Here is a 12,750-nt window from a genome sequence, read left to right on the forward strand (position 1 = left end):
CGTCCGCCGCGGGAACCGGCGGCACCGCCGATGACGACTCCGACCCGCCCTCGTCTCGACATCCGCGAAGTGGGCCCGCGTGACGGGCTGCAGAACGAACCGCCCATCTCCACCGAGGCCAAACTCGACATCATCGAGCACCTCGTTCGAGCGGGCGCCCGCCGTATCGAGGCGACGTCGTTCGTCTCGCCGCGCTCGGTCCCCGCGCTCGCGGACGCGGCGGACCTGGCCGCAGCTCTGCCGCAGTGGCCCGACGTCCGGTGGTCCGCCCTGGTCGCCGGTGTGAGAGGAGCGGAGAGGTCCGTCGCGGCCGGCATCTTCGAGGTCGAGTATGTCGTCTCCGCGGCGGACGGGCACAGCAAGGCCAACGTCGGGCGCACGACCGAGCAGTCGCTGCGGCTCATCCCCCAGGTGGCGGACGTGGTCCGGCAGGCCGGAGGGGTGCTCGAGGTGATCGTCGCGACGGCCTGGGACTGCCCATTCGACGGCGAGACGCCGCCGGCCCGGACACGCGACGTCGTCGCGCGCGCGATCGACGGCGGTGCCGAACGCCTCTGCCTGGCCGACACCATCGGCACCGTGACACCGGGCCGGCTGACGGCGCTGGTGGAGGCGACGCGTCGTATCGCACCCGGCGTGGACATCGGCGTCCACCTGCACAACACCCGCGGCACGGGCCTCGCGTCGGCCTACGCGGCCCTGCTGGCCGATGTCGGCTGGCTCGACTCGTCGATCGGCGGTCTCGGCGGATGCCCCTTCGCGCCGGGTGCGAGCGGGAACATCGCAACCGAGGAACTCGTCTACATGGCGCACGATCTCGGCCTGGAGACGGGGTTCGAACTTGAGAAGTTGCTTGCGGCAGGACACCGAGCACAGGAAATCCTGGACGTTTCCCTCCCCAGCGGACTACTGCGGGCAGGCGACCGCACTCGCGCCCCGGCCTAGCTAGCTTGTGGGCATGGGACCGCGGGGCGTGCTGGCCCTGTGGCGTTCCGCCACGTGCACTACGCGCTCCCGCGGTCCCGAGCTGTTTCAGCGTGAACTCAGGCGGACCTGGACCGGGTGCACTTCAGTTTCGTGCCTTCCCAGCGGCAGGTCTGCTGGTAGTCGGAGCGGAATGGGGCGCCGACCCAGGGGTAGCGGTCGTCGGGTTGTTCGGTGGGCATGACGCAGTTTCTTGAAGGTGCGCAGGTCGAACGTCTCATGTGGGGTGGGTGTCCTTCCGCCGGGGGTTGCAGCAGAGGACCGCTCTGCTGCGGTCGGAAATGGGTGAGGAAGTCGCGGGGAGGGTGGGCGGTCAGTTGACCTGGCGGCTGCGGCCGGCCCAGTACGGTGCCCGCAGCGACTTCTTGTCGATCTTGCCTGCGGGGTTGGTGGGCAGGGAGTCGATGAAGTCGACGCTCTTGGGCGCCCAGACGCTTCCCTTGTGCTCCTTGACCAGGGCGATGAGCTCGCCGGGGTCGACCGGGGTGCCCGGCCGGACGACCACGAGGGCCTTGACCGCCTCGCCCCACCGCGGGTCCGGGACGCCGATGACGGCGCACTGGGCGACGGCGGGGTGGGTGATCAGAACGTCCTCGATCTGGCGGGGGAAGACGTTGAAGCCGCCGGTGACGATCATGTCCTTCTTGCGGTCGACGATGAAGACGTAGCCGGCGTCGTCGATGTAGCCGATGTCGCCGGACCGTACCCAGCCGTCCTGCATCGCCTCGGCGTCCCGGTCGGCGTCGACGTACCCGACCATCTGCCCGGGCTGGGACGCGCAGATCTCGCCGGTCTCGCCCGGCGGCATGAGGTTGCCGTCGGTGTCGCGGACGGTCAGGTCGACGTGGTACATCGCGCGTCCGGCCGAGGCCAGCCGGGCGATCCATTCGGGGGAGTCCAGGCGGTGGTCTTCCTTGCGCAGGCAGGTCATGTAGCCGGGCTCTGTTCCGGCGTAGGTCTGGGCGAAGACGGGACCGAAGGTCTCCAGGGCGCGGCGGAGCCCGTCGGGGGCCATGGGGGAGCCGGCGTAGATGATCGTGCGGAGCGTGGACAGGTCGGCCTTCTCACGGCGGGGGTGGTCCAGCAGCATGTACACGATCGTGGGGACGACGGCGGTAGCCGTCACGCCCTCCCGTTCGATGGTGTCCAGCAGCAGGTCGAGGTCGAAACCGGGCAGCAGGACGTTGGTGCCGCCGCGCATGAAGACGGGCATCACGAAGGTCTGGGTGAAGTGCGTGAGCGGCGCGGCGTGCGCGAAGACCTCGCCGGGGCGGATGTCGCCGATCTCCAGGCCGGCGGTGATGGCGTAGTGCGACCAGGTGGCGTGGGTCTGCAGGACGCCCTTGGGGACGCCCGTGGTCCCCGAGGTGAACCCGACGAAGGCCAGGTCGTCGACGCTGATGTCCACGTCCGGGGCGGTCGAGGGCTGCGTCCCGAAGGTGGTCTCGTAGTCGAGAACGTCCGCCGCGGGGGTGTCGCCGCCGAGCCGGATGACGTGCTGGAGTTCGGGGAGCCGGTCGCGGATCTGCGCGATCTGGCCGTCGAAGGATTCGTGGTAGACCAGCGTCGAGGCCCCGACCTCGTCGAGGTAGTAGTGGAAGTCGTCGGCGGAGGCGCGCGTGGGCATCTGGGTGACCGCCGCGCCCGCCTTCCAGATCCCGCACATCGTGGGGATGAATTCCAGGCAGTTCGGCATGAGAAGCCCGACGCGATGCCCGCCGCCGACTCCGAGGCCGGTGAGTCCGTTACCGACCCGGTTGGCCCATTGGCGCATCTGGGCGTAGCTGAGACGCCGGTCGGCGTCCACGAGGGCGGTGCGGTCGGCGTGGTAGGTGCACGTCCGGTCGAAGACCTTGGGCAGAGTTCCCCACATGGCGTCTACCTTCCTGATCCTGGGGTGGCCGTGGATTGCCGTGGTGATGCGGAGTGCCGGTGCTCGGTGGCCCGCTGGAGCGCCTCGGCCGTCGCCTGCCGGGCCTGGTCGTACTCGCGGCGGGTCTGATCGACCAGTTCGGCGATGCTGAGGATCCCGGTGATTCCCGAGACGCTGTGGCCGGCGCTCCATACGTTGCGCTGGTTGAGGAGCCGTTGTTGCGCGAACCCGTCGGTGCCCTGGGGCGGGGCGTCCGCTGTCGCCTTCTTCAACCATCCGTCGAGGAAGTTGGCCGGTAGACCGCTCAGGGCGGTGGTGAGGGTGACGTCGTCCAGGGTCGATTCGACCAGTGCCTGGCAGAAGGCGTCGTCGGCGAGGCTCTCGGTGGTCGCGATGAACTTGGTGCCCATATAGGCCAGATCGGCGCCCAGGGCCTGGGCGGCCCACAGGGCGACGCCGTCCGACACGCCTCCGGCGAGGACGATGGGTCCGTCGAACCGGCCGCGGACGGCCCGGACGAACGACAGCGGGTTGGCCCAGCCCGTCTGGCCCCCGGCGCCCGCTGTCAGCAGCACCAGGCCGTCGACACCGGCGTCGATCGCGCGTTGGACGTGCCGCATGCTCGCGACGTCGGCGAAGACCAGGCAGCCCGCGTCCTGCAGCGGGGCGAGAACCGGCGCGGGGGACCCGACGCTGGTGATGACCAGGGGCACCTCATGGCGGATCAGGGAGGCGACGTCCCCGGCGAGCCGCTGGTTCGAGCGGTGCACGACCAGGTTCGCGGCGAACGGTGCGGCCTCGTCCTCCAGGTCGGCCAGGCCGGCGGTGATCTGCTCCAGCCAGCCGTCGAGTTCGGAGGGCGTCCGCGCATTGTGGGTGGGGAACGAGCCCACGACCCCGTTGCGGCACGCCGCGGTCACCAGGTCGGGCCCCGACACGTCGGTCATCGGGGCGGCCACGAGTGGGAGCGCTAGGCGGCCGAGCCGGGAAGGCAGCACCGTCACCCCTCCAAAGTGAAGATTCGATGGTGGATCCTGAGATCACATCATCTGTCTGTAGTAGGCACTTGGTGGCGTAAGTAAATATGGATTAACCTCCGTTGGCAAGAGCAAGTGGCATGACACCAGTGCGGAGGTTCTGCGTGGACCGTTTCGTTCAGATCGCCGGGGTCGGGATGACCCCGTTCTCCAAGCCCAGTGCGGGCACCCCCTACACGGTGCTGGCCGAGCAAGCCGCCCGCGTCGCGCTGGCGGACGCGGGCATCGACTACAGCCAGGTGCAGCAGGCCTACGCCGGATACGTCTACGGCGACTCCACCTGCGGCCAGGCGGCCCTGTACGGCCTCGGGCAGACCGGCATCCCCATCGTCAACGTCAACAACAACTGCTCCACCGGCTCCTCTGCGCTGTGGCTGGCCCGCCAGGCCGTCCAGAGCGGCGAGGTGGACTGCGTGCTGGCCGTCGGCTTCGAGCAGATGCGCCCGGGCGCCCTTGCCAGCGTCTGGGACGACCGCCCCGACCCCCTCGAACGCTCCGAGACGGCGATGGCGCAGATCCAGGGGGCGGACGCGCACGCACCGGTCGCCGCGCAGTTGTTCGGCGGCGCCGGCCAGGCCTACGCCGACGCGCACGGCACCGCCCCCGAGACGTTCGCCAAGATCTCGGTCAAGGCACGGCGCCACGCTGCCGCGAACCCCTACGCGGTGTTCCGGACGGCACTGACCGAGGAGGAGGTGCTGGCCTCCCCGCACATCTACGGGCCGCTGACCCGCCTGCAATGCTGCCCGCCCACCTGCGGCGCGGCCGCCGCGGTGGTCTGCAGCACCGACTTCGCGCAGCGGCACGGCCTGGACACCTCCGTCGCCATCCGCGCCCAGGCGCTCACCACCGACACCGCTTCCACCTTCGACGCCGGAGACATGATGAAGGTCGTCGGCTACGACATGAGCCGGGCCGCAGCCGAGCGCGTCTACGCCGACGCCGGCGTGGGGCCCGGCGACATCGACGTGGTGGAGCTGCACGACTGCTTCACCACCAACGAGCTGATCAGCTACGAGGCGCTCGGGCTCACCCCCGAGGGGACCGCGGAGAAGTTCGTCCTGGACGGCGACAACACCTACGGCGGGAAGGTCGTCACCAACCCGTCCGGCGGGCTGCTGTCCAAAGGACACCCGCTCGGCGCCACGGGCCTCGCGCAGTGCGCCGAGCTGGTCTGGCAGCTGCGCGGCCAGGCCGACGCCCGGCAGGTCGAGGACGCCCGGCTGGCACTCCAGCACAACATCGGGCTCGGCGGCGCCGCCGTGGTCACCCTCTACGAGAGGACCAGCTGAGATGGCCGGCTCGATCGGTTTCTCCACGCCGCCGTCGACCGTCGATGTAGAGCGCGGGCGGCTGCGGCTGTTCGCCAAGGCCATCGGGGAGACCGACCCCGTCTACACCGACCTCGACGCCGCCCGCGGCGCCGGCCACCGCGACCTGCCCGTCCCCCCGACCTTCCTGTTCTGCCTGGAGATGGACCGGCCGGACCCGTTCGCCTTCCTGACCGAGGCCGGGATCGGCCTCGACCGGGTCCTGCACGGCGAGCAGAGCTTCACCTACCACGGGCTCTGCCACGCAGGCGACAGCCTGACCTTCGAATCCCGCATCACCGACGACTACGAGCGCAAGGGCGGCGCGCTGCGGTTCCTTGTCCGCCAGACCCATGTCACCAGAGCCGGCCGGCCGATCGCCGACCTGAGCAACGTCATCGTCGTCCAGCAGGAGAAGGCGGAAGCATGACCCCCCTCACCGACCTGCGCGTGGGCGACGAACTGCCGCCCCTGCGGCTACCGAAGATCAGCCGGACGACGCTGGCCCTGTACGCGGGCGCCTCAGGCGACCACAACCCCATCCACATCGACATCGACGCCGCCCGCAACGCCGGGCTCGACGACGTCTTCGCGCAGGGCATGCTCTCCATGGCCTACCTCGGCCGGCTCCTGACCGGCTGGGTCCCTCAGGACCGCATCCGCTCCTACAGCGTCCGCTTCACCTCCATCACCCCGCTGCACGCCGAGCCGGTCTGCACCGGCCGGGTCACCGCGATCGAGGACGGCGACGGAGAACGCCGAGCCCGCCTCGACCTCCACGTGGCCCTGAACGACGGCAGCATCACGCTGCGCGGCCAAGCCCTCATCGCACTGGCATGACAGCACCGGAAAGGACTCCCGTGGGAACACTCGACGGCAAGATCGCCCTGGTCTCCGGCTCCGGCCGCGGCATCGGCCGCGCCATCGCCCTCAAACTCGCAAGCCACGGCGCCCGCGTCGTCATCAACGACCTCGACCCCGAACCGGCCGAGGAGACCCTGACGGCGATCAAAGCCGCGGGCGGCGAGGCCGTCGCCTGCGTCGGCAGCGTCACCGACGACGACTTCGCCGACCGGTTCGTCGCGACCGCCGTCGACGACTACGGCGGCGTCGACATCGTGATCAACAACGCCGGCTACACCTGGGACAGCGTCATCCAGAAGATGACCGACGAACAGTGGGACGCGATTCTGGACGTCCACCTCAAGGCACCGTTCCGCATCCTGCGCGCCGCCCAGCCGGTCATCAGCGCCCGCGCCAGGGCCGAACAAGCCGACGGCCTGCGCGTCCACCGCAAGATCGTCAACATCTCCTCGATCGCCGGGCTCGGCGGCAACCCCGGCCAGGCCAACTACGGCGCCGCCAAGGCCGGCATCGTCGGCCTCACCAAGACCCTCGCCAAGGAATGGGGCCGCTACGCGGTCAACGTCAACGCCGTCGCCTACGGCCTCATCCGCACCCGCCTCACCGAAGCCGCCGCCGACAGCGACTCCACCATCGACGTGCAAGGACGCCAGATCAAGGTCGGCGTCAACCCCGGCCTGCTCACCGCGATGGAGCAGACGATCCCCCTCGGCCGGGCCGGCACCCCCGAGGAGGCCGCCGGAGCGGTCTACCTGCTGTGCCTGCCAGAGTCGGACTACATCAGCGGCCAGGTCGTCGTCTGCGGCGGCGGCTACTCCTGAACGGACCTAACATTCCCCACGTGATGCCGACCGAGGACAAGCCCGCGATGACCCGGACGAGCACGCATCCGGCACGCGGCAGGCGCCCACGCGACCGCAAGGCGCAGATCGTGACCGCCGCCGCCGACCTGTTCCACCGGCACGGCTACCACACCGTCACGATGGACCAGATCGCCGGCGCGGTCGGCATCACGGCCGGGGCCCTCTACCGCCACTTCCGCAACAAGCAGGAACTGCTCGCCCGCACCGTCGACGACGGCCTCGCGGCATTCGAGACCGCCGTCCGCGGCACCGCACCAGGAGACGTCGACACCCTCCTGGACGTCATGGCCTCCCTCACGCTGGACCGCCGCGACCTCGGAGTCCTCTGGCAACGCGAATCCCGGAACCTTCCCGACACCGACCGCGACCGCCTACGCCACCGCTTCCGCAGCGTCGCCGAGAACACCGCCCCGGTCATCCAAGCGGCCAGACCCGGCCTCACCACCGCCGACGCCGACCTGCTGACCTGGGCACTGTTCGCCGTCTTCGCCAGCCCCTCCCACCACAGCGCCCAACTTCCCCGCGCACGCTTCCACACCCTCCTGCAGCAACTCGGAGGTGCCGTGATCCACACCGCGCTCTCCGACTCCCATGAGAGGCCCGACCGCCCCAACACCGAGACCAATACCGGGCTCTCCCGCGCGTCCCGCAGAGAATCCGTCCTCGACGCCGCCGCCCGCCTGTTCGGCGAACACGGCTATCAGGCCGTCAGCATGGAGGACATCGGCGCCGCCGCCGGCATCAGCGGCGCCGGCATCTACAACCACGTGACCGCCAAGTCCGAACTCCTCGTCGCGGCCCTCACCCGCGCCGCCGACGCCCTGCACATGGACGCCGGCCGCATCTTCGCCACCGCATCCACCCCCGGCCAGGCACTCACCCGACTTCTCCGGTCCTACATCGACCTGACCCTGACCTCCAGCCACCTCACCGGCGCCCTGATCACCGAGGTGGTCCACCTACCCGACGACCGGCGGCGCACGATCCGCCGCCTGCAACACGACTACGTCGGCGAATGGGTCCAACTGCTCATCACCGAGACACCCGACCTCACCGAGACCGAAGCCCGTATGATCACCCAGGCCGTCCTCGCCATCGTCAACGACCTGGCCCGCATCCAACACCTGCGCCGACGCCCCCACCTCGCCGACGACCTCGCCGCCCTCGGCGAAGCCGTCCTCGCATCACCACGACCTGCCACCCCTGACCCGGGGGGCGAGGTGCCGACGCCTGTTCGGGACATCGACACCTCACACTGGGGCTAGCAGGCTCATCCTCGACGAGGACGACACCCGCGTTCGTGCCCCTGCCCGCGAAACTCCCGACCGCAGCCTCCCGGCGAGCCTCCCGGCATTGGTTCCCGCCCTTCCCTCTATCGCCTTCATCGTCTATCGTCGATGAACGATGAACAAGACACAGAGGCCGCTCGACCGGGCGATCGCCACCGAGTACGCGTCCTGGTTCAAGGCGTTGGCCGACCCGACCCGTATCCAGATCGTGTCGCTGCTCGCACGGCAGCGTCGGCCGATGAGCGTCGGGGAGATCGTTGACGCCGTCCATGTCGGGCAGTCGACCGTCTCGGCACATCTCAAAGTGCTGTCAGAGGTCAGGTTCGTCCTGGTCGACCAGCACGGGACCGCCCGTTACTACCGGATCAACCAGGCATGCGTGGCCTGCTTCCCCACCGCCGCCGACCTGGTCATGGGACGCCCCGCACCGGCCGCCCCGACCTGCCCGCCCGAAGGAGACACCTGATGCCCGACTCCAGCACCAGCGATCCCGTCGAGGCCGTCGTCGCGCGGTACTCCGGCCTGGCCCGGCTCGCCTTGGCGGGCGGAACCCCGCAAGACGGCGGTACCTGCGGCGACTCCTGCGTCGATGCCGCCGGGTACCCGAGCGAGGACGGGATACCCGAGGCCGCCCTGCGCACCAGCCTGGGATGCGGCAACCCTCTCGCCGTCGCCGAGCTGCGCCCCGGAGAAACCGTCCTGGACCTGGGCTCCGGCGGCGGCCTGGACGTACTGCTGTCCGCCCGCCGTGTCGGCCCTGGCGGAACCGCCTACGGTCTGGACGCCAGCGACGACATGCTCACCCTCGCCCGCGCCAACGCCGCCCAGGCGGGAGCCGACAACGCACACTTCCTCCACGGCCACATCGAAGACATCCCGCTCCCTGACGCCAGCGTCGACGTGGTCATCTCCAACTGCGTCATCAACCTTGCCGCGGACAAGCCCCGCGTGCTCGCCGAAGCCTTCCGCGTCCTGCGCCCCGGCGGACGATTCGGCGTCAGCGACATCATCGCCGGATCCGGCCTCGACCCCGCCGAACGCACCGCCGCTGAACGGCGCATCGGCTGCGCCGCCTCCGCACTCACCGCCGAGGAGTACCACCGCGAACTCCGAACGGCCGGATTCACCGCCGTCGACATCACCACGACCACCGACACCGGCGGGCTGAACGCGGCCGTCGTCCACGCCGTCAAACCCGCCGACTAGCAGGACGCGCGCCATGCCATCCCATCAGCACGACCACCCCGGCACCACCATCCGAGCCATGCGGCACCAGGACGCCGACGAAGTCCTGGCGATCTACCAGCAAGGCCTCGACACCGGACACGCCAGCTTCGAGACGACCGCTCCCACCTGGCAGGCGTTCGACACCGCCAAGCTCGCCCAATACCGGTACGTCGCAACCGACGCCTCCGCAGACCCGGGCAAAGTGCTCGGCTGGATCGCCGCCGGCCCCGTCTCCGACCGCTGCTGCTACGCCGGAGTAGTCGAGCACAGCATCTACATCTGCCCCCACGCCCGCGGGCAAGGCATCGGAGCCGCGCTGCTGACCGCATTCATCGCCGCCACCGAAGCCGACGACATCTGGACCATCCAAACCGGCATCTTCCCCGAGAACACTCCCAGCCTCCGGCTCCACGCCAAGGCCGGCTTCCGCACCGTCGGCACCCGTCGGCACCTCGGCCGCCTCCACGGTCAATGGCGCGACGTCGTCCTCCTCGAACGCCGAAGCCCCATCGTGCTGTGACCTCGCGACGCTCCAGCAGGCGGCGAGGGCCTGAACGCGACGCCACGCGGTCTAGCCCTGAGGCCACACCAGGTCGGTCTTCGGGGCGCGAACGACGATCTTGGCGTCGGTGTGTGTCGCGATGGAGAACTCAACATCGGGGCGGAGATGCGTGCAGGAACGGTCTGCGTGATCATGACCGTGCCTGCTCCTGCATCATCCCTGATCTCTGCTGTCGTTGGCGACCCGGCCGTTGTCGATCGTGAAGCGCTGGCTGCGCGGATCCCGGCCCTGGTGGCGCACCTGGCATGGGTTCCCGATCCACGAGACCCGCGGGGCGTGCGGCATTCGCCGGTGTCGTTGCCGGGCACGGCGGTCGCGGCCACAGTCGCGGGGGCGCGGTCGCTGGCGGCGATCGCCTAATCGGCCGCCGATGCCGGGAGGAGTGTCCGGTCGCTGCCAGAATTGGGTGCGACCAGTGATGCGACATATGCGGTTCGCGGGCCGGTGTCTGGACGCGCGGCCGATGCGGTCCGCACCGTCAAAGACCAAGGAAGCCCGCGCCTTATGCCTTCGGTTCGAGATCAGCAGACCACCGTCCATCAGATTAAGGCCCAGCTCGACGGGATACGGCCGCCGATCTGGCGGCGGCTCGTGCTGCCTTCGGACGCGTCGCTGGGCGCGCTGCACGATGTGATCCAGGTCGCCTTCGGCTGGGAGCACGCGCATCTGCACCTCTTCGAGGAGCTTCAGCGCGGCGGTCGGCGGTGGAGCGAGGCGGGGATGCTCGAGTACTCCGATGCCTTCGACGAGGACGCCGCGACCCTCGACCAAGTGCTGCCGCGTGCGGGGACCCGCCTCCGTTACATATACGACTTCGGCGACGGCTGGGACCACCTGATCACGGTCGAGGAAGTCCGTGAGGCCGGGGCCGGGGAGGGTGTACGTGCCGTGTGCGTCGCCGGTCGCCGGGCGATGCCGCCCGCCGAGGACATCGGCGGTGTGTGGGGGCTGGCGGAACTCCTCGAGCGCTACGCCGCGGGAGACCGGCCGCAGGCCGGCGAGGATGAGTACGACGACCTGTACGGGTCGGTCCTGGCCGAGATGCACGCCGAGGATTTCGACCCGGCTGCCTTCGACCCGTACGCCCTGACCGCATCGCTGAGCGAGGTGGCGCTGGTCCGGGGGAAGCCCGATCCACGGCGCGACGGCTACCGGTGCCCCGATTGCGGAGATGTTCATCCGCTGGCCGCCGGTGGCGTACCCGATGACCAGGACGACAGCGAGCAGGTCCAGGAGTTGCTCGATGCCGCCGGCGTGCTGATCCCCGCCGTCCGGCTGCCGGGCGAGGCGGAACTGGCCGCGGCCGTCCACAGGGTGGAGCCGTTCATGGCGGCGGTGCGGCTGGGCCGCTGGTGCGACGGCGGGCGCGACCTGACCCCGAAGGGGGTGCTGCGGCCGAAACTCGCTCGGCAGGCGGTCGAGGAGGTGGAGTTGTGGCGCATCGACCCCGGCGAGTGGGGCGACGCGGCGGACCGGGCCGCGCGGCTGGCGGCGATCCGCAGTGCGGGCGACATGAGGCTCGTCGACCTGCCCTGGACGTGGGGGCTCAACTGTGGCTTCATCGAGACCGACGCCAAGCGGGCGTACCCGGGCGAGGGACTCCCGGACGAGGGCGACGACACGGCATTGCTGGCGGCCTACCAGGAAATCGCCGCCAGCGCCGCGTCCGAGGTCGCGTTGGCGGTACCCGGCGTCGGCGGGATGATCGGCCAGATGCCGCAGATCCGGCGGCTCCTCGAGGAAATGCCACCGCTGTCGTTCGTGATGCTGGTGGCCGCGTACGGGCTTCCGGACGGGGAGTGGGTGCCGTGCCGCGACTTCGTGGTGTCGGGCATGACCGACGTCGCCGACGACGCCTCGGGATGGTTCCTCGAGGCGCTCTACGGCCGCCAACTCGCCGAACTCGCGGAGATCACGGAACTGTTCGGCGTCGCGGAGTGGGAGAACCTTTCCCGGCCCGCCGAGCCGGGCATGATCTTGCTGTTCGGCACGCGACCGGAGCAGCCAGCGCTGTCGGGCCGGATGCGGCTCACCCCGCTCGGCCGCTCCGCCGTCCACGCCCTCCTCTCCGGTCTCGGGCTCAACGCACCCGTCATCGGCACGCTCGCCGAGGCGGACGCGGGGGACCTGCTGGACGCGATCGGGGTGTACGAATCGGAGCAGGACGTCCTTGCCGAGGTGACCGGTTGGCTGACCCACCGCTCTCCCGCCAGCGCCGCGGCACAGGTTCTGGACGCCTGCGCGGGCACCGAACCCAGGGACGCGCTGCGCCGGCTGGCGAACCCACTCGTGCTGGAAGCCGTCCTGACGGCCGACGAGGCCGGGCAGGCGAAGGACCTGCTGCGCACGGCGGCAGCCTCGGGTGCCGACGGCCGTGCGCGCACGGCGGCCTCCATGCTCCGCAGGATCGGCGAACCGCCCGCCGACCAGGCGTCCTGGGGCCTGGACTGGATGATCGTGGACAGCCTGCTGCCCTTCGCCCGGCTCGGCGAGGAGACGCTGCGCGCCCGCCTCAACGCCGCCGCCGGACTGCTCGATCAACTCGCCGACCATGCCGACGACCTGTGGAGGGCACGGCACCCGCACGGCGAGGAGGTCCTGACCGTCCTGGCCAGCACGGCCAAACCGCTCGACAAACACCTGGCCAAGCGAATCAGGAAGGCCGCCTTCAAAGCAGCGAACGCCTCCTGACACCATCCGCCCAACGGTCAGCCGGTCAGTGATGCGGTCGAAACCCATCG

The 12,750-nt window shown here is 70.2% G+C and carries 13 protein-coding genes; 10 read left to right on the plus strand and 3 right to left on the minus strand.

Annotated elements, in window-relative coordinates:
• Positions 1-30: 30 nt before the first annotated feature.
• The gene (locus ACGFIS_RS01065) at positions 31-945 is read left to right on the plus strand and encodes a hydroxymethylglutaryl-CoA lyase (protein ID WP_392907251.1); all 915 of its coding nucleotides are present in this window, start codon (positions 31-33) and stop codon (positions 943-945) included.
• A gap of 98 nt (positions 946-1,043) precedes the next feature.
• Here the strand turns inward: ACGFIS_RS01065 and ACGFIS_RS01070 are convergent, their stop codons facing one another.
• From ACGFIS_RS01070 to ACGFIS_RS01080, 3 genes are all read right to left on the minus strand, one after another.
• Positions 1,044-1,166 (minus strand): hypothetical protein, encoded by a 123-nt coding sequence (locus tag ACGFIS_RS01070; RefSeq protein WP_392968890.1) that lies wholly within the window; start codon positions 1,164-1,166, stop codon positions 1,044-1,046.
• Positions 1,167-1,297: 131 nt separating this feature from the next.
• Positions 1,298-2,857: an AMP-binding protein gene (locus ACGFIS_RS01075; protein WP_392968893.1), complete on the minus strand. Its 1,560-nt coding sequence runs from the start codon at positions 2,855-2,857 to the stop codon at positions 1,298-1,300.
• A 5-nt stretch (positions 2,858-2,862) separates the two neighbouring features.
• Positions 2,863-3,861, minus strand: a complete 999-nt coding sequence (locus tag ACGFIS_RS01080; protein WP_392968896.1) for an NAD(P)H-dependent flavin oxidoreductase — start codon at positions 3,859-3,861, stop codon at positions 2,863-2,865.
• A gap of 137 nt (positions 3,862-3,998) precedes the next feature.
• Here ACGFIS_RS01080 and ACGFIS_RS01085 point away from each other — a divergent pair, with 137 nt between their 5' ends.
• The 9 genes from ACGFIS_RS01085 (at position 3,999) to ACGFIS_RS01125 (ending at position 12,700) form a co-directional block, all read left to right on the plus strand.
• On the plus strand, positions 3,999-5,186 hold the full coding sequence (locus ACGFIS_RS01085) for a lipid-transfer protein (protein WP_392907245.1): 1,188 nt from the start codon (positions 3,999-4,001) through the stop codon (positions 5,184-5,186).
• Between the two features lies 1 nt (position 5,187).
• On the plus strand, positions 5,188-5,634 hold the full coding sequence (locus ACGFIS_RS01090) for a MaoC family dehydratase N-terminal domain-containing protein (RefSeq protein ID WP_392907242.1): 447 nt from the start codon (positions 5,188-5,190) through the stop codon (positions 5,632-5,634).
• Entirely contained in the window at positions 5,631-6,044 is a 414-nt protein-coding gene (locus ACGFIS_RS01095; protein ID WP_392907239.1) for a MaoC family dehydratase, read from the plus strand. The genes ACGFIS_RS01090 and ACGFIS_RS01095 overlap by 4 nt, the downstream gene beginning before the upstream one ends.
• A 20-nt stretch (positions 6,045-6,064) precedes the next feature.
• Positions 6,065-6,889: an SDR family NAD(P)-dependent oxidoreductase gene (locus ACGFIS_RS01100; RefSeq protein ID WP_392907236.1), complete on the plus strand. Its 825-nt coding sequence runs from the start codon at positions 6,065-6,067 to the stop codon at positions 6,887-6,889.
• Positions 6,890-6,912: 23 nt separating this feature from the next.
• Positions 6,913-8,196, plus strand: a complete 1,284-nt coding sequence (locus tag ACGFIS_RS01105; protein WP_392969303.1) for a TetR/AcrR family transcriptional regulator — start codon at positions 6,913-6,915, stop codon at positions 8,194-8,196.
• A gap of 139 nt (positions 8,197-8,335) precedes the next feature.
• The gene (locus tag ACGFIS_RS01110; protein ID WP_392907233.1) at positions 8,336-8,686 is read left to right on the plus strand and encodes an ArsR/SmtB family transcription factor; all 351 of its coding nucleotides are present in this window, start codon (positions 8,336-8,338) and stop codon (positions 8,684-8,686) included.
• A complete protein-coding gene (locus tag ACGFIS_RS01115) occupies positions 8,686-9,426 on the plus strand; it encodes a methyltransferase domain-containing protein (protein ID WP_392907231.1) in 741 nt (246 codons plus the stop codon). Before ACGFIS_RS01110 ends, ACGFIS_RS01115 begins: the two co-directional genes overlap by 1 nt.
• Before the next feature lie 13 nt (positions 9,427-9,439).
• Positions 9,440-9,967, plus strand: a complete 528-nt coding sequence (locus ACGFIS_RS01120; protein ID WP_392907229.1) for a GNAT family N-acetyltransferase — start codon at positions 9,440-9,442, stop codon at positions 9,965-9,967.
• Positions 9,968-10,513: 546 nt separating this feature from the next.
• Positions 10,514-12,700, plus strand: a complete 2,187-nt coding sequence (locus tag ACGFIS_RS01125) for a plasmid pRiA4b ORF-3 family protein (protein WP_392907227.1) — start codon at positions 10,514-10,516, stop codon at positions 12,698-12,700.
• Positions 12,701-12,750: the final 50 nt, after the last annotated feature.

This window comes from Spirillospora sp. NPDC048824 (genome assembly GCF_043198455.1).
Taxonomy (GTDB): Bacteria; Actinomycetota; Actinomycetes; order Streptosporangiales; family Streptosporangiaceae; genus Spirillospora.

Bases quoted from the DNA above. Each gene is read 5' to 3' on its own strand.
- ACGFIS_RS01070 (WP_392968890.1), bottom strand. From the start codon at position 1,166: ATGCCCACCGAACAACCCGACGACCGCTACCCCTGGGTCGGCGCCCCA.
- ACGFIS_RS01115 (WP_392907231.1), top strand. From the start codon at position 8,686: ATGCCCGACTCCAGCACCAGCGATCCCGTCGAGGCCGTCGTCGCGCGG.
- ACGFIS_RS01095 (WP_392907239.1), top strand. From the start codon at position 5,631: ATGACCCCCCTCACCGACCTGCGCGTGGGCGACGAACTGCCGCCCCTG.
- ACGFIS_RS01090 (WP_392907242.1), top strand. From the start codon at position 5,188: ATGGCCGGCTCGATCGGTTTCTCCACGCCGCCGTCGACCGTCGATGTA.
- ACGFIS_RS01110 (WP_392907233.1), top strand. From the start codon at position 8,336: ATGAACAAGACACAGAGGCCGCTCGACCGGGCGATCGCCACCGAGTAC.
- ACGFIS_RS01065 (WP_392907251.1), top strand. From the start codon at position 31: ATGACGACTCCGACCCGCCCTCGTCTCGACATCCGCGAAGTGGGCCCG.
- ACGFIS_RS01120 (WP_392907229.1), top strand. From the start codon at position 9,440: ATGCCATCCCATCAGCACGACCACCCCGGCACCACCATCCGAGCCATG.
- ACGFIS_RS01075 (WP_392968893.1), bottom strand. From the start codon at position 2,857: ATGTGGGGAACTCTGCCCAAGGTCTTCGACCGGACGTGCACCTACCAC.
- ACGFIS_RS01105 (WP_392969303.1), top strand. From the start codon at position 6,913: ATGCCGACCGAGGACAAGCCCGCGATGACCCGGACGAGCACGCATCCG.
- ACGFIS_RS01125 (WP_392907227.1), top strand. From the start codon at position 10,514: ATGCCTTCGGTTCGAGATCAGCAGACCACCGTCCATCAGATTAAGGCC.